Raw genomic sequence first — 19,372 nt, 5'->3', positions numbered from 1 at the left:
GGTTCAGGACGCTTGCTTTGCAAGTTGGTCTTTGAAGTGGTGGCAGGCCACGGCGCGTAAATCTGAAACGCGGTGTGTTTCCGGTTGGGTCGCGCTGCAAAGTGGGCTCGCAAGGGGGCAGCGCGGGTGGTAATAGCAGCCCGTTGGCGGCGATAGCGGGGAGGGGACCTCGCCGTCGATGGTTTCAAAATGCACCAGTTCGTCCGCATCCAGCACCAGTTTGGGCACGCTGCCAAACAACGCGGCGGTATAGGGGTGGGCGGGCGTGCCAAAAACTTGCGACACCGGACCGAGTTCAACAATCCGCCCCAAATACATCACCGCCACGCGGTCGCTGACGTGCTGCACCACCGACAGATCGTGGCTGATGAACACGCAGGTCAGGTCCAGATCATGGGTCAGTTCCAGAAACAGGTTGATGATCTGGGCCTGAATCGACACATCCAGCGAGGCAACAGGTTCGTCACAAATCAGCACGTCAGGCTGCATGGCCAAGGCACGGGCAATGGCGATGCGTTGTCTTTGGCCACCGGAAAACTGGTGCGGATAGCGATCCACCCAGACCGGATCAAGCCCGACCCGTTCAAACCATTCGGCCACATACTGGCGTGCGTCGGATTTCGATGTCAGCCCGTGGGCGATGGGGCCTTCGGCGACGGTATCGCCAACTTTCATGCGCGGATCAAGGCTGGCAAACGGGTCTTGGAACACGGTTTGCACGCGGGTTGTGACCTTGGTGCCATTCACCATCACGGGGTTTCCGTCGATTGTGACGCTGCCTGTGGTTGGCGGCAGGATGCCTGCGATCAGACGGCCCAAGGTGGATTTTCCGCAACCCGATTCACCGACCAGCCCCAAGGTTTCTCCTTTGCGGATCGACAGGGTGACGTCGGATACCGCGCGCACCGAACGGGTTTCGACCTTGCCGCCCAGTTTCGCCGCGATCTTTTGGCCCGTGCTCAGGTTAGGGCCAAACAAGCGGGAGACATCGTCGATGTTTAGAAATGCGCTCATGCCGAGGCCTCTGCTTTTTGTCCAACGGGATGGAAACATCGCCACCCGCGGGCGTCCTGTTGGGTCATGTGCGGATCAGCCTGACAGGCCGCGGTGGAAAAATCACAGCGCGGCGCGAACGGGCAGCCTTTTGGCAGGGACAACAGCGAAGGTGTTGCACCGGGGATCTGGGTCAGCGGGGTGCCGGGGTTGGCCATGGCGGGCAGGGATGCAATCAGCCCCGCCGTATAAGGGTGGCGCGGATCGCGCAGCAGGGTGGCGGTCGGCCCCTGTTCCACGATACGGCCCGCATACATCACCGCCAGTTTGCTGGCGAGGCTGGAGACAACAGCCAGATCATGGCTGATCCAGACCATCGCGGTGCCGGTTTCACGGGCCAGATCGCGCATCTGGAACAGGATCTGCGCCTGAATAGACACATCAAGCGCAGTAGTGGGTTCATCGGCCACAATCACCGCAGGACGGTGCAGCAGGGCAATTGCAATGGCGACGCGCTGGCGCATGCCGCCTGAGAATTCATGGGGGTAGGCCCGCAAACGCGCCTTGGCAGATGGTATGCCCACTTGGGTCAACAGTTCTGCCGCGCGGGTTTCTGCGGCCCGACTGCTGAGCCGTTCATGAGCATCAATCGCCATGCGCATTTGCTGGCCAATGGTCAGCATCGGGTTCAATGTGGCGATAGGGTCTTGAAAGATCATGGAAATTTCGCGGCCACGGCGGCTGCGCAAGTCTTTGGGCGGCAGGGTTGTCAGTTCGGTTCCGTTCAGTTTCACCGACCCTTCGACAATCCGCCCCGGTGCATCCACAAGGCCCAGCAGGGAAAATCCGGTGACGGTTTTGCCCGAACCACTTTCCCCGACAAGGCCCATAATTTCGCCTTCGGCCAGATCAAAGGAAATGCCGTCCACGGCCTTCACCACGCCTGCGCGGGTGAAGAAATGGGTTTTCAGGTCTTTAACGCTGAGGACAGGTTCGGTCATTTGCGAAGCCTTGGGTTGAATTGATCGCGGACCTGATCCCCGACAAGGTTGATGGCCACAATCAGAATGATCAGCGCGATGCCGGGGTAGACTGAAATCCAGTAACGGCCGCTCATCATATAGGGGAAGCCGTTTGAAATCAGCATACCGAGCGAGGGTTCGGTGACGGGCAAGCCCAGCCCCAGAAAGCTGAGGGTTGCTTCAAGTGAAATCGAGTTTGCGATTTGCACCGTGGCGACAACGATCAGGGGCGGGGTGCAGTTGGGCAGCAGGTGACGCAGCACCACAAGCCGCCCGCTCAGCGGGGTCGCAAGGGCGGCCTCGATGTAATCCTTGCCCCGTTCGGCCTTGGCCGCCCCATAAGCTGTGCGGGCGAAATAGGCGTATTGCGCCGCCACCAAGGCGCCGATCAACTGGGCCTTGCCTTGGCCGAGCAGGGCGACAATCACCAGTGCCAGCAGGATTGCGGGGAACGAGAGTTGCAGATCCACCAGCCGCATGATCAGCGATTCAACCCGTCCACCCACATAGGCCGCAAGAATACCCAGCGCCGTGCCGACACTTAGGGACACCAGCCCAGCGGCAAGGCCGATCTGAATGGAAATGCGCAGGCCATAAAAGATGGCGGATAACAGGTCCCGGCCTTGGGGGTCGGTGCCAAGAATGTGGGTATAGCCGCCAGAGCCGACAAATCCGGGCGGGCGTCGGCTGTCCATCAGGGACAGATTCGCTAGATCATAGGGGTTTTGGGGCGATACCACGGCGGCGAACAGCGCCAGCAGGATCATCAGGATCACTACGATCAGGGCCAGAACCGCGACTTTGTTTTCGCGGAACTCTGCCCAGAAACGGCCTAAGGGCGAACTGGCGTTCTTCATGATGTGACCCCTTGGCGCACGCGTGGATCAATCAGGGCAAAGACCAGATCAATCACGAAATTGATGGTTACAAACAAAAAGGCCACAAGGATCAGGTACGCCACCATCACAGGGCGGTCGAGCACGCCGATACTGTCAATGATCAGCTTGCCCACACCGGGCCATGAAAAGATGGTTTCGGTCACAACCGCAAAGGCCAGTGTTGACCCTAGTTCCAGACCAAACACCGTGATGATGGGAATAGAGATCAGTTTCAGCAGGTGGCGGCGCAGGATTGTCGATTCAGACAGGCCAGCGGCACGGGCGAATTTTATGGTGTCGGTCAGCATGATTTCACGGGTGCCCGCGCGGGCCAGCCGGATCATCATCGCCAGTTTGAACAGCGCCAGATTGATGGCGGGCAGCACAATGTGAGACAGGCCGTTCAGCGTTGGAAAGGACCACGCAACGCCCCAGATTTCAACGGTTTCACCGCGCCCGCCTGCGGGAAGCCAGCCAAGGTTGACGGCGAAAAACAGGATCAGGATCAGCCCGACCCAGAAAGACGGCACTGAAAACCCCAGCACAGAAACAGCCATGATGGTTTTGGAAATCCAGCTGTCAGGGCGGTATCCCGCATAAATCCCAAGGCTGACACCGAACACCGTGGCCGAAACCACTGAAATCAGCACCAGTTCCAATGTGGCAGGCAGGCGCCCGCCAATCAGTTCAAGCACGGGAACATTATACACAAAGGAACGGCCCAGATCGCCTTGCAGCAGGTTCCCCATAAAGATGAAATATTGTTTGTACAAAGGCAGGTCGAGACCAAGGCGCTGGATCACCGCTTCGCGGATTTCCTGTGTGGCCTCTGGCGGGATCACGATGTCGATGGGATTGCCGATGGCATAAACACCGCAAAAGACGATGACCGACATAACAGCCATCACCATGACGGCCTGTAAAAAACGTTGGATGATGAAGCCGAGCATTTGCGCCCCTCTGAGCAAAGCAAAGGCCGGGCGGCATCTCTGCTGCCCGGCCTTGTATTATATCACGGAATTAGGACGCAGGTTTGATAAAGAACGCGAGCGTGTCTTCGTCAAAGCGCGGGGTGAATTCAACCGAGCCAGCTTTGGCCCCCCAAACCGACTGAAGTTGCACCAAAGAGATATAGGCTTTGTCGGCCATGACCTTTTCCATTGCTTCTTCGTAGGTTGCGCGACGTTCAGCTTCGTCCATCATCGTCGCACCAGTTTCCAACAAGCGATCCACATCGTCGTTTTTGTATTCAATGCGGTTAAAAGCGCCCAGTTTCACGTCAGGGTCGTTGGAGTGTGCCAAACCACCCAGCGTGTAGGATGCTTCGCCTGTCAGCGTGCCCCAGCCGTTCATGAACATGGAGTATTCCAGACGGGCCTGTGCAGGGAAATACACGGTTTTTGAAATGGCGTTGACGTTGGTTTTGATGCCGACTTGGGTCAACATCTGGCCCAAACCCTGACAGATCGCAGCATCACCCGGCAGACGGTCGCCTGTGCAGTAAAGGTCGATTTCAAAACCGTTGGGATAGCCTGCATCCGTCAGCAGTTCTTTGGCCTTTGCGGGGTTATAGACTGGCATCGGGATTTTTTCGCTGGACCCAAAGAACCCCGGAGGCATCATTTGGTTGGCGGGTTTGCCCAAACCTTCGAGAACGATATCAACCATGGTTTCACGGTCGATGGCAAAGTCGATGGCCTGACGTACCTTTAGGTCACGCAGCGGGTTTTCCGCCAGATCAGACCCGTCAGCGGCCCGCACCATGGGTGTTTTTTCCCGTTGGTCCAGTTGCAGGTTCATCACATAAACGCTGTCACCTTTGATCGCATCGACGCTGGAATCCCGTTCCAGTGCCAGATAATCCACCGAGGACACATAGTTGATCACGTCAACCTGACCCGATTTCAGGGCCGCCAGACGCGAACTGTCATTGGGGATTTCCTTGCGGATCACGGTTTTCCAAGCGCCTTCACCGCGCCAGTAATCGTCGTTGCGTTCCAGAACCAGATCACCCTTGGGTTCCCAGCTTACAAATTTGTAAGGGCCGGTCCCGATGGTGGCCGCACCGGAATTAAAGCCGCTGGCGGCAGTTTCGGGTGTGGAATAATCCGCAGCTGCGTCAGATGACACAATGAACAGACGGATGAAATCATTTGGCAAAGTTGCCGCCTGACCGTCTGTGTGGATGTGAATGGTGTGGGGGTCGATGATTTCCACATCCGCAACACGGCGCACATAGATCGCCGTTGTTGTCGGGCCGGTTACAACCGGAATGCGTTCGATGGAAAACTTGACGTCTTCGGCATCAAAATCCGAACCATCATGGAATTTCACGCCTTCGCGCAGTTTGAATTCCCATGTGTCTTCGTCCACGGGGGTCCAGCTGGTGGCAAGACCCGGTTCGATTTGCAGATCGTCGCCCGACCAAACCAAAGTGTCAAAGATATGCTTGGCCGCCTCGGCGTGCGACCCAAGCGCGGAGAAATGCGGATCCATTGATTCAGGTCCGCCGCGCACACCCATGGTCAGCGTTTGCGCTGATGCGGCGGCAGCCACAGTCAGGCCTAGCGTGACCGCAAGAGGTGCAAGGAACTTCTGGTATTTCATGATTTTCCCTTCCCGTTGAAGGACAGGGCAGCAACCCCCATCCGTTGTTATTATTTGAAACAGTGTTCCATTTGGAACTTGCCTTCTCACAATGTGGTGAGATAATAAGGTAGTCAAGTTCATTTTGGAACTTATTTGGGTGCAAGAAGGGATTGGTTAAATTATGTCAGGTCCACAGGCCACTTCTGATCAAAAATTTGGCAGTCCCGAAACGGCACAAGATCCAGACATCCTGCCGAACATGCTGGACGCCAAATTATGGCAGAATCCCTGCCCGTTTACCTTTCGGATCAACTACCTCGCGCTGCTGTATAATACGCCGCTTTATGCTTGGGTGCAGGACACCTACGGGTTGAAGCGCCACGAATATGTTGTGATTTATTCGCTAGGACTGGCTGATGGTGGTAGCGCGCGGGATGTATCGCGGACCTCTGGTTTTCCCAAAAATACGCTTAGCCGCGCGGTGAAACGGCTTGAACTGATGGGGCTGATCGAACAGCGCACCAAGGCGCCGGGTGGCGGGCGCAGGCAGGCGCTGCATCTGTCGGAAAAAGGCTGGAAGCTGTTCAATGAATCGGTTCCCGCGTTTGAAGCCTTGGAAAAACAAATGCTGACGCCGCTGTCGGATGGCGAGCGGCAGATTTTATTCGAATTGATGTCCAAAGTTGTACTTGGGGCAGAAGACTGGGCAGGCGATCTGCCCCAAACCGCAACTTTAGACCCTAAATTGGATCTGGTGATGAATACCAAAGGAGAGACGCAATGAATGTGGCCGATATGAACTGGCGTGATGTAGAGGCGGCCGCCGCCAGAGACCCCCGTTGTATCCTGCCCATCGGCTCGACCGAGCAACATGCTCAACTGTCGCTTTGCGTTGATATGATTCTGGCGGAAAAAGTTGCCACTGATGCCGCTGCGCCGCTGAATATCCCTGTCTTTCCCGTCATGCCCTACGGTCTGGCACCCTATTTCAACGCTTACCCCGGTACGATCTGCCTGCGGGTGGAAACCCTGATGGCAGTTGTGCGCGATATTGTGGCCTCGTTGCGGCGTGCCGGCTTTCGTCAAATCCTGATCGTGAACGGGCATGGCGGCAACAACCCTGTCGGGGCGCTGGCGCAGGAATTGCTGGCGGAATACGGTGATATGTCGATCAAATTCCACAATTGGTGGAACGCCCCTGAAACATGGGCGAAAATTCAGGCCACGGATACATCTGGATCGCACGCGAACTGGATGGAGAATTTCCCTTGGACGCGGCTTGAACATGCCGCCGCACCCGAAGGCGAAAAGCCCCCTGTGGATATGGCGTTGATGAAAGCCTCTGCTCCCGCACAGGTGCGCGAAATGCTCGGGGATGGGTCGTTTGGCGGGCGTTGGCAGCGGCCCGATGATGAAATGCAAGCGATTTGGGATATTGGCGTGGCCGAAACCCGCGCTGCCCTAGAGGGCCCTTGGGCAGAGAACAGTCATGGCTGAGCCGATTCTGATTTGGGGTGCGGGGGCCATTGGTGGTATTCTGGGCGCTTATTGGGCAAGGGCCGGTGTGCCGGTTCTGATGGTGGATATTGTGCCGGATCACGTCACGGCCTGCGCCACCACGGGGCTGACCATCGAAGGGCCGGTTGAAACCTTCACACAAGTGGTGCCCTGCGTTACGCCAGACCAGTTGACTGGCACCTACAGCCGTATTGTTCTGGCTGTAAAGGCACAGGCAACTGAATCTGCACTGGCCCAGCTAAAGCCGCATCTGGCAGCCGATGGTTATGTTCTATCGGCGCAGAACGGGCTGAACGAACATGTGATTGCACAGCACGTCGGGGCCGAGCGTACCATGGGGGCCTTTGTGAATTACGGGGCTGATTGGGTTGGCGCGGGGCGTATTTTGTTTGGCAATCGCGGTGCTGTTGTGGTTGGAGAAATTGACAACAGCTTGCGCCCGCGCACCGAAGACATCTTCAAGCTGCTGCAAATCTTTGAACCTGATGCCGTCCTGACCCAAGACATTTGGGCCTATATTTGGGGCAAACTGGGGTACGGGGCCATGCTGTTTGCAACGGCGCTGACCCCTGACAGTATGACCGCCAATTTCGCTGATCCCGCGCGTGGCCCCGCCCTGATGGGGCTGGCCCGCGAGGTGATGCAAACCGCGCTGGCCGAAGGGGTTGATTCCAAACCGTTCAACGGATTTGATCCTGCGGCCTTTATGCCCGATGCGGGCGACGGGGCAGCGTTACAAAGCCTTGCCGATCTGGCGGAGTTCAATTCGAAAACTGCCAAAACCCACACAGGCATCTACCGCGATCTGGCCGTGCGCAAACGCAAAACCGAGGTGGACCCGCAAGTGGGCGCCGTGGTGGATATCGCGGCGGGCCATGGCATCGACACGCCCCTGCTGCGGCGTCTGGTAGAGCTGATCCACGATATCGAAGACGGTCGCCGTGAGATGTCGCAAGACACGTTTCATGAGTTGACCAAGGTGCTGGCATGACCGCCCGCATCGCCTTGGTCACAGGGGTTGTCGGCGGCATTGGCGCGGCGATTGCTGCCCGTTTGGCCCGTGATGGCGCGAAAGTCATTGTCAGCGATCTGGCGGGGGCGGCGCTTGATAGCGCAGCGGATCGTTTGGGGCTTTCAGCCGTTGCGGCGGATCTGGGTGATCCTGCGTCTGTGCACCAGATGGTGCAACAAATCACCACAGATCACGGCGCGCCGGATATTCTGGTGAATGCCGCAGGGGGCGTGTGCAATCAGGTTGGCACCCCGCTAGAACAGGTGGATGCTGACGCATGGCACCGCATTTTTGCCGTGAATGTGGATGCCAGTCTGTACCTTTCACAAGCTCTTGTTCCTGCAATGAAAACCACGGGTTGGGGGCGAATTGTGACCATCAGCTCCGGCGCGGGATTGCGCCCCAGCCTGACGGGTATTCACGCCTATACGGCGGCCAAACACGCGCTGGTGGGGCTGACCAAACAGCTTAGCCTTGAGCTGGGCCAGCACGGGATCACGGTGAATTCTATTGCCCCCGGATTTATTCTGTCAAATCCAGCCACCCAGCGCCAATGGGATGCTTACGGCCCCGAAGGACAGGCGCAGTTGATCAACCGTATTCACACCCGCAAGCTGGGCACCGCCGAAGACATCGCCGCCGCCGCCGCGTTTCTGACGGGGGCAGAAGCCGGATGGATCAGCGGCCAAATTCTAAGCGTTGATGGCGGCATAACCTGAAGAGAGACCCGATGACTGATCCTGTTGTAACCGATCCCGTCCTGACTTATGCGCTGGGCCAAGAGCCCCGGCTGATCGCGGCTTTGAAAGCCCTTGTTGCCTGTCCCTCCGTCGGGGCCGATCCCGCAATGGCCCAAGGCATGGAGGACGCCCGCCAATTGGTCGAATCCCGCCTGACCGCCATGGGGTTTCGGAACTGCCAGCGCCTGACGCCTGTTGATGGCAGTGGGGAGCCTGCGATCTACGGCGAGCGTCTGGATGCGCCGGGCAAGCCGACCATTCTGGTTTATGCCCATTACGATGTGCAGCCCTCTGACCCGCTGGAAAAATGGGACAGCCCGCCGTTTGAAGCAGTTGAACGCAATGGCAGGCTGTATGGCCGTGGCATTTCGGATGACAAAGCCCCGATGCTGATCGCACTGGACACGCTTGCGGCGTTTGTTGCGGTGGACGGCAAGCTGCCGATCAACGTCAAACTGCTGATCGAGGGCGAAGAGGAAACCGGATCGCCTTCTTTGCCAAAGATACTGGAAACCCACGGCGCCCTGTTGTCTGCCGATGCGGTTTTATCTGCGGACGGGGCGCGGTGGCGGCCTGATCTGGTGGCGCTGAATATCGGTTCCCGTGGCAATGCAGGGCTTGAGGTGCGGGTTCAAACCGCCGCACAAGACCTGCACTCCGGTCGATATGGCGGTATTGTTGCCAACCCGCTGCATGTATTATCAGGCCTGATCGCAAGCCTGCATGACGCCCAAGGCCATATCGCCGCCGCGGGGTTCTATGATGGGGTGACCGAGCCGACACAGGCCGAACGGGACGAAATCGCAGCGATCCCTTTTGATCAAGATCAGACATTTTCCGCAATTGGAGCATCACCTTATGGTGAAGCGGGCTATTCCAGTCTGGAACGGCTGTGGATGCGCCCAACGGTTGAAGTGAACGGCATGTGGGGCGGTTATACAGGCGCAGGGTCCAAAACCGTGATCCCGAACGAGGCCTTTGCCAAGCTGACCATGCGGTTGGTTCCGGGCCAAGACCCGCAGCGGGCGAAACAGGCGGTGATGGATCACTTTCAAGCCCAGTTACCCCCCGAAGCCACCTTGGAATTTTCAGGCCATCGCGGGCAGGGCGGGGCCTATGCGGTGCCTGCGCAGCATCCCTTGTTGGGCGCTGCGGTGGCTGCGTTGGAACAGACCACGGGGCAAACGCCGTTGAAGGTGCGCATCGGGGCATCCTTGCCGCTGACAGAAATCGTTGCGCGGGTTTTAGGGCTGGATACGGTGATGTTTTCCTTTGCACTGTCGGATGAAAATTTCCACGCGCCGAACGAGTTCTTTCGTCTGTCGTCGATCCCCGAAGGGCTGGCTGCTTGGGTCCAAATCCTGCGGGAAATCGCAGCTCTATCCCCCGCTGATTTTGCCCCGTACCGCCGTAAATAGTTGGGCAAGTAACAGGATAATTCATTGTGCAAGCAACCATCAACAACCGATACGGTGCCGTGCTTTTGGTGGCAGCCGCGGGGCTTTACACTGCTGATGTGACGGTACTGCGGTTCTTATCGCCCGAGGTGCCTTTTGCGCAGATTATCTTTTTCCGCTCTGCCTGCCAGTTGCTGATTGTTGCGCTGTGGATCGGTTATAAACGCCCCGCGCTCTATTTTTCCAAGGGTTGGCCGAAATTGCTGGTGCGCGGTCTGACCAGTCTGATTTGCTGGTGGCTGTATTACACCAGCTTTCAGAAACTGGACCTCGCGCTGGCTTCAACCCTGACCTTTACGACATCCTTGTTTGTGGTGGCGCTGGCACCGGTCTTGCTGGGCGAAAAGATTGGAACGCTGCGAAAACTTACCACTGCGGTGGGTTTTCTGGGGGTCATCCTTGCCAGCGGAGTCACGGGGTTCGCGGTGGAAACAGGTGTTTTGCTCGGGCTGGGATCTGCCTGCGCCGCTGCAATTTTGATCTTTCAAAACAGGGTGTTGGCCCGAACAGAACATACCGCAACGATCATGTTCTGGATCGGGCTGGTCGCCACCATCGGCACGCTGCCGGGTGCCGTCGCCGGGTGGACGGGGCTTAGTCTGATGGACGGGTTGCTGTTGGCATCGGCAGGAACATTGGCCACTTTGGGAATGTTGTTCACCGTCGAAGCCTACCGCTACGGCGAGGTTTCGGCGCTGGCGACCTTCCCCTATATGCGGATTTTCTTTGCATTGGCCGTCGGCTATCTGATCTTTGCCGAAATCCCTACGCTACGCGAATTAATCGGCGCTGCAATTATTGTAGTCTGCGGATTAATGGCCCGCGAACACCGCCGCCCTGTGACCCCCTAGGGATGTGTTTTTGGCGTGTTTGGGTAGGGCTATGACGTACCGAACGCCGACCACCACGCAATAGGTGTGAGATTGCGAACCTGTGAACAACATAGCGTGCGGGTAACTCCGCTGATATAAAACCGGATCGGCCGCGGGTCCGTATGGGCAATTGCCACCGCACTAAACAGCATTCTATGTCAGTAAATTAAGTGGTGCCCGGGGGCGGAATTGAACCACCGACACGAGGATTTTCAATTAGCCTTGTGATCCGTGCAAGTGGTCTCAGGATCGCTCAACCAGCAACATAGCTGATTGAAAACCTTGATCTTTGACCATGGCAGATCGTCTCGCACTGTCTCATGCCAGAGCGTTCAAGCTCATCGCTCCTGCTACCCCAGTGATACCCCACATTCCCCACAATCGACCTAAGCTCTCGAGGTTTCGATCATGTTCCGTCAAAGGTCAGAAGAGAACGGAAATCGGCCTCACTATCCCCTTCTGAGCTAGCGCATGCATCTTCCGAGAACCCTTGCCGTACAAGTGAGATAAGGCCGCTGAATTCTTCGTTCGGGGTCGTTCCTTTCCACCGGTTCGCAAACCAGCATGTCAGTTGCAGGTTGTCAGGTGAATATTGCCTGTCGCTATCCACCCGGTCGACCGATACGATCATATGGTTGGGCTCACCTTTTGGGACGCGTAGTTGCATTGGGAGCCCCGTCAGATTGCACAACCCCTTTTGTTTTTCCCAAAGCTGCTCCAAGAAGCTGTGAAGGGCTTGGTCTGACGAAAAGCCGAAAACCTCTTTGTTCTTCACCACAGTCTTCTCAGTTTGCCCATTTGAATTGGCGGCCCTACTTATGATGTTCCGTCCGAGTTCGATCATCTTGAACTTGATATCATCTGGTTTCGAAACGCCCTGCCTGCGCTGCTGTTCGATCTTGCCCGGCAGTCTTGCCATCAGCCAAATCCATGAGTGCGCATCTAAAAGGCGGGTGCCTGCAAAGCCCTTCCAGTCGATCAGCGCGTTTTGCACCCAACTGATCGCGTCGTTGTACGCAGTATAGTTCTCCCAAGAACACTTGCCGCTCATACGCAGTTCGATGCTCAGTTCGGCAAACGCTCTGTCAAAGGTTTGCGGCGCGATTGGCATGTATCGGGTGTCGTCGATCAGAAAGAAGATGTACGCGATCACAGAGTAACGCCGACCGATCAACTCGACGAGCCGAGTCAGCGCGGGCTCGTGGTCAATCTTGCCGCTGAAAAGGTCGAACAGCAGGCGTTCAAACTGGTTTCTTTTCTGACCCCTGCCAACGTCTTGGCGCAGTTGCATTGTCAGGCTCGGCTGGTTTGGACGGGGCTCCCAAGCGACAAGATTGTTGTGGATGTCGGCGCTTTCGCGGATTTCGATGGCATGGATCAGAGCCGACAGAATGCGCCCTGTGCCAATGTCATTCGTCGTCCAATCAGAACTGTTCAGTCGCACCAGCGCGATGCGGCGAATGTCATCCTTGTAGCTTTCCCAACTGTGGATCACTCCCGTTTGAAAATCTTCAAACTCTGACCCATTGTAGGCACGCAGGTTCTTGTTCAGGTTTTCATAGGCACAGTCAAAGTCGGTTCGGCTCAGTGTGCCGATGTGCTCACCAGTATCGTGATGTTTATAATCCAGACCGACAAACCGATATCGCGATGGCGCGACCGTGATCACGAAGGACGGGTATTTGTTGCGATCCTTCTGCGCATTGTTGAAGCTAAAATCACTCGGCAAGATCGATGACGGGTTTCGGTCTGGAAACCTTTCTAGATACCGTTCTTTGAACTCGCTGGTTGAGAATTCGTCGTCGAAGCTCTGGGCGATTTCATGGTGTTGTTGTTGGGCCGGCGAAAGATCCGAAAATGTATAGGTTTTGTTCATTGTTGGTCGGGGCCGCCTCTTCAGTCAAAGCCAATAGTTTGGAACAGCTCGCCGCTTCGGGACGCCTCGATTTTCGATTTTTGCAATCGTCATCGCAATGGATTTTGCAGTTCCATCCGGCTTCTCTCCAAGTGTACTCAGTTTCCGAGCTCCTCCTGCCACCGCAATTCCCAGTCCTGCGGTTCCTGCTGCTGCAAGTGGTCCTCCCCATGCCGCCCCCAGTGCGGCGAGACCAATTGTCGAAGCCGCTTCAAGTGCAAATAGAGTTCCACCTGTGAAACGCTCTCGACCAATTTGGCGCTTAACGCTACTTAGCTCCTCGTCAATCCGACGCCTTGCATCTTTCAGTCGATCCAGAAGTACTTCTTGATCATGCACCGCCAAGTCCAGATTCATCTCCATCGAGATATCTTCAAGGTATCGCCAAACGAGTCGCCGTAGCCCTTCATACTCTTGTCGAATTGAGAGAAATTCTTGGATGCAACTGCTTCCAAGATTGTTCGGAACAAACAAGTCCATCGCACTCTGTAAAAGCCTAAAACGGTCTGCACGATGCGTCTGATCACCGTCAAAGAGATGATTTACATAGTTAAGGCCACCAAAAGTAATGCTTGGAATTCCATCAACTATGGAAGCTTCGCGAGCCATTCTCGCAAGTACGAAATCAGCGAGCACAGGATGACATAACACACCATTGTGTTCGATAATTTCACCTGTCTGCGGGTTGCGAAAGTGTCCAACGCGCAAGGCCATTCCATCACTGAAGAAGAGGTCTCTGAAGTTGGGAGGGAATTTCTCTTCAGCTACGTACTTCCACCCTTTCTGAGACCAACGCGCTGCGATCTCCTCATCTTGACCCGGGTTAACGTGCCCGTACTGATCGAAGTTTAGAGGCGTCAAATCGCCTTCTTGCTCGGTCTCATCGGCCAATTTCGCGATTAGGTTTTCAGTCGCTTGAGCTACACCGTCCTTTTCCATCCATCCCGAATACCGATATGTCGGGTCCTTCATTTCGATTAAGCTATCGTCTCGTGAAAGGACTTCTTCGACATGCTGACGGCGCTCCACCCCGTGCTGGTCAATTGCTGGGACGATCAAGGAAACAGTATCAGTGAATAGCAAAAGGGAGCGCAGTCGTTCTTGGCTTGGAGTGTAGTGTGGATAATACAGCATATTATGGCTCTCTATGGGGTGATCAATCGTTTCAGTTGCTAATATCGCGCAGCACCACTATGCGGCGAACTCGACGAAACAAAAACACTTTTCTCTGTGGCAATTTTGAACGGAGTTGTAGGAAGACCGAGGTGGGAATTTTCCGTCCAAGCCCCACTCAAGCTGTCTAGGATTGTCCCTGACGAAGGATCTCCGGGTCTCTTATCATGGACCTATGATACAGAAACTCACCACTAAGTTCATCGAGACCAGAAAGCCAAACCCAGCCAAGCGGGAAGATTACCGTGACACAGTGGTTCCCGGCTTGGTCCTTCGTGTGAATAAATCCGGCACCAAGACATTCAGCTTTCACAAGCGCATAAACGGGAAAATGAAGCGACTGACCATCGGTCAGTTTGGGCCGTTTTCCCTTAACGACGCCCGGGAACGAGCGCGACAAGTCCTTTATGAAGTGGAAACAGGTAAGTTCGAACAGAACACCGGCATAGCGATCGAAACGAAACCGACGCTGGGCGACGTGATCCCAGAGTACATTGAGAAGCATGCCAAGGTTCACAACCGCGACCATGAGCGCAAAGAAGCTCAGTTGGCTAAGTTTACAAACCTGCACGGAAAACGGATCGACGAGATCAAACGCGCAGATGTGGTGAGAGCATGCGACATAATTCAGAAATCCGCGCCAATCGGCGTGAACCGTGCATTGGCCCATCTCAAGCATCTGATGAGCTGGAGTGTCGAGCGCGGCATTATCGACGCTTCCCCCATTGCTGGAATGAAACCTCCGTCGAAAGAAAAGCCTCGTGAGCGCGTGCTATCGGACGATGAGCTAGGCGTGCTGTGGGAGGCCTGTGACGACGAAGGCTATCCTTTTGGGGATTGCATGAAGCTGTTGATCCTAAGCGGCCAGAGGCGCGCCGAAGTCGCCGAGATGCGCTGGTCAGAACTCGACCTCGAAAATCGCCTTTGGACCCTACCTTCGCAGCGCGCCAAGAACGGCAGGCAACACACCATACCAATCACCGACGCGATGCTGGACGTGCTGCGCAGGGTGCCGAAATTTCTAGGTTCGGATTTCGTGTTCACTACGAAAGGAACCACGCCGATTTCTGGGTTTGGCCGGTTGAAAAAGCGTCTCGACAAATCGCTTCCCAAGGATAGCGAACCTTGGACCCCCCATGATCTGCGCCGCACGATGTCGACCAACATGGCCCAACTCGGTGTTCCTCAACCCGTTACAGAGGCGTTGCTAAACCATAAGACAGGAGTAGTCTCCGGCGTTGCGGCGATCTACAATGTCTATTCATATGCGGACGAGAAACGCGAGGCATTGGACAAGTGGAATGAGCGTATCGAAGAAATCACAGCGCCCAAGAATGCTCAGCAAATTGAAAGGCGAAATCACGCCTGAACGTTGGGTTGGTGAAAGCGGCAAAGACTTCCCTTCTGGGCTTAACCCTTGGTCCGAAATCTACAGCCCCGATGCAGTGTCCACGATTGCAGATACGATACGCCTTCAGCCCCCTGCCGACTTAGATTCGCTTCGACTTCAACTTGCAGCCACCGCTGAATACCTACTGTCCGTTTTCGATTTCGTGGGCGGTGCCGCAACACCGGCACAAAAACATGCTTGGGCTGCAAAGATCGATGATTTGTCCCGACGTTTGAGGACAGGCTTGGCTGACTCAGGTGATCTGCTGTCTTCTGTGGTAGTCGGCCCTGAAAAAGGGCAGTCCTCCCGGTTCGTACCAGCATCGGAAATGCGGAAACGGGTACAAGAAACCGAAGTCGCCGTGTCAAACCTGCTCGAGCTAGTTGGGGCTGTCAGAAACGACCCGAAGGAAACGGGAGTGGCAACCGGTCACACAGAAACGATGCAAGCAGTTGTCAACGGTATGACCGAAGTCTTCATCGACTTTAGGGGCCTTGAGCATGTGAAACGTTCCGCATCTGAAGGCAAAATAGATGGCGAGTATCCCGAGTTCGTAAGGGCGTCAGCACGGCCGCTACTAGCCGCCTACTATTCAAAATTCATAAAAGCCCCCAAGAAGTTCGAAAACCTAGACAGACAAATCCAAAGAGCGGTTTCACAGTTTAGCCCGCACGATTGAACAAAACGTCTCTACTTGACCCATTTCTGTTCATGCAATTGATTTTATGATATTTTTCTTCTGTGCCAATGTCATCTCAGGAACCGGTTCCCTTAGTCATGAAAGGGAAAAAGATGACAGACGAAAAACTTACGAAGACCTTGGCCACGCGCGAAGACCTGCAGCGTATGGGCATTAACGTTAGCCGAACCACCTTACTCAGGTGGGAGCTGAATGGGCGCTTCCCCCGTCGTATCAGGATAGGTGGAACCACCGTCGCGTGGCTCATGTCAGAGATCGACCAGTGGTTCGTAGAGCGTTCCGAAGAGCGTTCTCGGATGCACTACGCTGAGTACTGACAAGCGGTTTTCCGAAATTCAAAACTATTTTTAAAAGGAGTTTCCCGATGGAAACTATGCGATCAACGCAGCCTGCAGTGCTGCTTTCCGAAACTGAATTTAAAGTCAAAACTGACGGATACGGATGGAAAAAGTCAATCCACACGGGATGGCTTCAACACTACTACCATCAGCATCCTGAACTAAATGGGTGGCCTGTCGAGGCAGAAATCTTCCTGCAAAAAGTAGGTGATTGTTCGCCCAGAAACCGCGTACGAGTTTGTGCCGTTTCACCTCATGGCGACATCGAAGCCGAGCACTTTCTAAGCCCTGCTGAAGATATGTCCATGGCAGATGTGCTGCTTGATTTGGCAGCTTATACTGACCACAACGTGATGTTTGACCCGGTGCCTTGGAAACGAGGTATGCGTTCAAATCGAACCAGATTGGGCTACAAAACAATCGTAGGCGAGCATCCGTTCGACTACTTTCCATGTCCAACGATGTTTTGGGGGATTGGGGCCTCGGCGTATCAGTTTCTCGCCCCATTGCCCCGCGCAATGGAACTTCAGGAAATGGTTGAGATGCTGGATTGCGCGGGCCTGTCTCGCGCTCACCGGCTCGAAAACCCCAATGATGAGCTGCTCTATGTGCCGGGTTCACTGATACATCGCCCCGGTCTTCCTCCTTTCACGGCCGAAGTGTTGTTCGATGCCTTTTCCGAGGTGGAAGTCGAAGGCGGTGATTGGCTTTGGACCAAATATTGAAATGTCGAGAGGGATTCAGACCCCTCTCACTCCCCCCAGAATGTCTTGAGGTGACTCCATGCGACGACAATATCGCGTGTCTAAATTGATGCGCTCCAAAACGACGCTATCCGCTGCTAAGGCGCAAATTGCGGCTGGTCGGAAGGTGATTTTAACATATGGCGTTCGTGAGGACGGGCGCTGTTCATGCAAGCGCGAGGACTGCGCGTCTCCGGGCAAACACCCTTTGCCCAAGTTTTTCCCAAACGGTGTTCATAGCGCGACCGATGATATCGAAGCGGTTCAAAAAGCTCTGCGGCGGCACCCGGATGCAAATCTCGCAATAGCCCTAAAGGGATTAACCGTCGTCGATGTCGATGGAGATGAAGGGCGAAAAGCAGTTAAGAGCCTCGGCCTCCCCGATACGGTCAAAGTCTTCACCGGACGCGGCTATCATCTCTACTACGAAGGCGAGTTTGCCGATGGTACTTTCAAGGGTGAAAAACTCGACGTTTTGACCGGTGGCAGCCGGATGGTGATGGTGCCGCCCAGCATGCATCCCATCGGCAAACGTTACAATCACTCGGCGCGGGCACCAGATCGCGCGGCCAGAGTGCCAAAGAACCTGAGCAGACTAAAACCCGAGAAGACCGGGCGACGACATGAACAGACGCAATCGAGTTCATCTGATCTCGTCATCAAGAGTGGAGCCCGCAACGATTTCTTCTTCCGTACTTCCTGCTTCCTGCGCCGCCGGTTCGAGGACGAAGATGCGGTTGAAGCCATGCTGGAAGCGCTGAATGACGAATTCACCGAAACCCCCTTGTCACCGGGTGAACTGCGTTCTGTGATCCAAAGTAGTGGAAACTACGTTGAGGACACCACAGCCCTGTTCGGCCCACCAAAGACAACCGAACCCTTGCCGATGGAGTTCCTGTATTATCCTTATATTCCATATTTCGGCGTGACTCTCCTTGCGGGTAATCCCGGTATGGGTAAGTCGCTTTTGGTGACCAAACTGATCGCTGCGGTGACTACAGGGACGCCTTGGCCGCTCACGGACGAGTGTGCGCCGAAAGGCAAAGTCCTCATGCTGTCTGCTGAAGACAACTGGCAGAAGGTGACATTGCCGCGATTGCTAGAGAACAACGCGGACATCAACCAAATCCGCGTGATGAACCGTTTCAAAATTTTGTCGCCAGAGAACCTTGAGGCGATGGCGCGTTACATAGAGCAAGAGCGGCCCAAGCTGGTCGTGATCGACACGCTGACCGCCTACATGGGCAGTGGGCGGGATATGAACCGGCAAAACGAAGTCGGGGAATTTCTGGGTCGACTGACCGAGATTGCTGAGGACGCCGGGTGTGCTGTACTGGCAATTGGCCACCTGAACAAGCAATCGGCAGAACACCCGCTGTACCGCATTGTCGGCTCCATCGGCTTCGCCGCAAGCATTCGGTCCGCTCTTTTTTACGGTACAGACCCAACAGACCGCTCTCGCTTCGCGTTGGCGCACGGCAAGGCCAATGCGAGCGAACTCGGAAAGACCATCATTTTCGAGCGTTTCGGTGGAGGCCGCGACGGAACACCGGTGCTGCACCCGGTGGAATTCTCAGACGCGAATGAAGCTGAGGTTTGCAGAGTCGAAACGAATTCCGTCGGCAGGCCCGCATCAGCCACCGACGCCGCGCGAGAGTTCATTCTCGAATTTCTTTCCGAAAAGCCGGTCAGGTGGGAGAAGGTCGAAAGCGCTGTGACAGCCCGGAGCCTTGCATCAGTCGGTACATTGAACGCCCTACGGGCTGAAATGGCGAAGTCAGGCGAGATCGAGCAAGTGGGCAAGGGAAAAAGTACCCGCTGGAAGCTCGGGCAGCCCAGCGCCGAGGAGTAATCGTTATAATAATTCGTGTACAATAATTTTTATATCGATTGAGAGGCGGACTTTGGTCCGTCTTTCGCCTTTCTGGAGTCCAGCGCGAGACTGGATTGCGTAGCGGCTAGGGGCCAAAAACCGTGGCAATCGATGTGACCCCTTGTCTGCCCGCAGAGCGCGCGGCGATAAAAAAACGCC

Annotated in this window: 18 protein-coding genes; 11 read left to right on the top strand and 7 right to left on the bottom strand. The window is 55.5% G+C overall.

The window, feature by feature from the left end; translation table 11 throughout:
* Positions 1-3: 3 nt before the first annotated feature.
* The 5 genes from GGE09_RS00315 to GGE09_RS00295 form a co-directional block, all read right to left on the bottom strand.
* A complete protein-coding gene (locus GGE09_RS00315; protein ID WP_309742692.1) occupies positions 4-1,014 on the bottom strand; it encodes an oligopeptide/dipeptide ABC transporter ATP-binding protein in 1,011 nt (336 codons plus the stop codon).
* Entirely contained in the window at positions 1,011-1,994 is a 984-nt protein-coding gene (locus GGE09_RS00310) for an ABC transporter ATP-binding protein (RefSeq protein WP_309742690.1), read from the bottom strand. Before GGE09_RS00310 ends, GGE09_RS00315 begins: the two co-directional genes overlap by 4 nt.
* On the bottom strand, positions 1,991-2,872 hold the full coding sequence (locus GGE09_RS00305) for an ABC transporter permease (protein ID WP_309742688.1): 882 nt from the start codon (positions 2,870-2,872) through the stop codon (positions 1,991-1,993). Before GGE09_RS00305 ends, GGE09_RS00310 begins: the two co-directional genes overlap by 4 nt.
* Positions 2,869-3,843, bottom strand: coding sequence for an ABC transporter permease (locus tag GGE09_RS00300; RefSeq protein WP_309742686.1), 975 nt, complete (start codon positions 3,841-3,843; stop codon positions 2,869-2,871). Before GGE09_RS00300 ends, GGE09_RS00305 begins: the two co-directional genes overlap by 4 nt.
* 70 nt (positions 3,844-3,913) lie before the next feature.
* Positions 3,914-5,500, bottom strand: coding sequence for an ABC transporter substrate-binding protein (locus GGE09_RS00295; RefSeq protein WP_309742684.1), 1,587 nt, complete (start codon positions 5,498-5,500; stop codon positions 3,914-3,916).
* 163 nt (positions 5,501-5,663) lie between these two features.
* On the opposite strand from GGE09_RS00295, the gene GGE09_RS00290 reads away from it, so the two are divergent.
* From GGE09_RS00290 to GGE09_RS00265, 6 genes are read left to right on the top strand one after another with little or no spacing between them, the layout of a single operon-like run.
* The gene (locus GGE09_RS00290; RefSeq protein WP_309742682.1) at positions 5,664-6,266 is read left to right on the top strand and encodes a MarR family winged helix-turn-helix transcriptional regulator; all 603 of its coding nucleotides are present in this window, start codon (positions 5,664-5,666) and stop codon (positions 6,264-6,266) included.
* Positions 6,263-6,979 carry a creatininase family protein gene (locus GGE09_RS00285; RefSeq protein ID WP_309742681.1) on the top strand — a complete coding sequence of 239 codons (717 nt, stop codon included), beginning with the start codon at positions 6,263-6,265 and terminating at the stop codon, positions 6,977-6,979. Before GGE09_RS00290 ends, GGE09_RS00285 begins: the two co-directional genes overlap by 4 nt.
* Complete coding sequence (locus GGE09_RS00280) at positions 6,972-7,991, top strand: 2-dehydropantoate 2-reductase N-terminal domain-containing protein (protein WP_309742679.1); 1,020 nt, start codon at positions 6,972-6,974, stop codon at positions 7,989-7,991. The genes GGE09_RS00285 and GGE09_RS00280 overlap by 8 nt, the downstream gene beginning before the upstream one ends.
* Positions 7,988-8,731 carry an SDR family oxidoreductase gene (locus GGE09_RS00275; protein WP_309742677.1) on the top strand — a complete coding sequence of 248 codons (744 nt, stop codon included), beginning with the start codon at positions 7,988-7,990 and terminating at the stop codon, positions 8,729-8,731. Before GGE09_RS00280 ends, GGE09_RS00275 begins: the two co-directional genes overlap by 4 nt.
* A gap of 11 nt (positions 8,732-8,742) precedes the next feature.
* Complete coding sequence (locus GGE09_RS00270; RefSeq protein WP_309742675.1) at positions 8,743-10,170, top strand: M20/M25/M40 family metallo-hydrolase; 1,428 nt, start codon at positions 8,743-8,745, stop codon at positions 10,168-10,170.
* Positions 10,171-10,196: 26 nt separating this feature from the next.
* A complete protein-coding gene (locus tag GGE09_RS00265) occupies positions 10,197-11,060 on the top strand; it encodes a DMT family transporter (protein WP_309742673.1) in 864 nt (287 codons plus the stop codon).
* 427 nt (positions 11,061-11,487) lie between these two features.
* Here the strand turns inward: GGE09_RS00265 and GGE09_RS00260 are convergent, their stop codons facing one another.
* Positions 11,488-12,957: a hypothetical protein gene (locus GGE09_RS00260; protein WP_309742671.1), complete on the bottom strand. Its 1,470-nt coding sequence runs from the start codon at positions 12,955-12,957 to the stop codon at positions 11,488-11,490.
* A 24-nt stretch (positions 12,958-12,981) separates the two neighbouring features.
* Positions 12,982-14,130, bottom strand: a complete 1,149-nt coding sequence (locus GGE09_RS00255; protein ID WP_309742670.1) for a hypothetical protein — start codon at positions 14,128-14,130, stop codon at positions 12,982-12,984.
* 214 nt (positions 14,131-14,344) lie between these two features.
* Here GGE09_RS00255 and GGE09_RS00250 point away from each other — a divergent pair, with 214 nt between their 5' ends.
* The 5 genes from GGE09_RS00250 (at position 14,345) to GGE09_RS00230 (ending at position 19,192) form a co-directional block, all read left to right on the top strand.
* Complete coding sequence (locus GGE09_RS00250) at positions 14,345-15,538, top strand: tyrosine-type recombinase/integrase (protein WP_309742668.1); 1,194 nt, start codon at positions 14,345-14,347, stop codon at positions 15,536-15,538.
* On the top strand, positions 15,471-16,238 hold the full coding sequence (locus GGE09_RS00245) for a hypothetical protein (protein ID WP_309742665.1): 768 nt from the start codon (positions 15,471-15,473) through the stop codon (positions 16,236-16,238). The genes GGE09_RS00250 and GGE09_RS00245 overlap by 68 nt, the downstream gene beginning before the upstream one ends.
* A gap of 68 nt (positions 16,239-16,306) precedes the next feature.
* Positions 16,307-16,576: an AlpA family phage regulatory protein gene (locus tag GGE09_RS00240; protein ID WP_309742663.1), complete on the top strand. Its 270-nt coding sequence runs from the start codon at positions 16,307-16,309 to the stop codon at positions 16,574-16,576.
* A 47-nt stretch (positions 16,577-16,623) separates the two neighbouring features.
* Complete coding sequence (locus GGE09_RS00235; protein ID WP_309742661.1) at positions 16,624-17,322, top strand: hypothetical protein; 699 nt, start codon at positions 16,624-16,626, stop codon at positions 17,320-17,322.
* A gap of 58 nt (positions 17,323-17,380) precedes the next feature.
* Entirely contained in the window at positions 17,381-19,192 is a 1,812-nt protein-coding gene (locus tag GGE09_RS00230; protein WP_309742659.1) for an AAA family ATPase, read from the top strand.
* The last annotated feature ends 180 nt before the right edge of the window (positions 19,193-19,372 follow it).

The organism is Roseobacter sp. N2S (assembly GCF_031454055.1).
Classification (GTDB): Bacteria; Pseudomonadota; Alphaproteobacteria; order Rhodobacterales; family Rhodobacteraceae; genus Amylibacter.
Note: the sequence above shows the minus strand (reverse complement) of the source record. Positions and strands in the feature narration are given on the sequence as shown.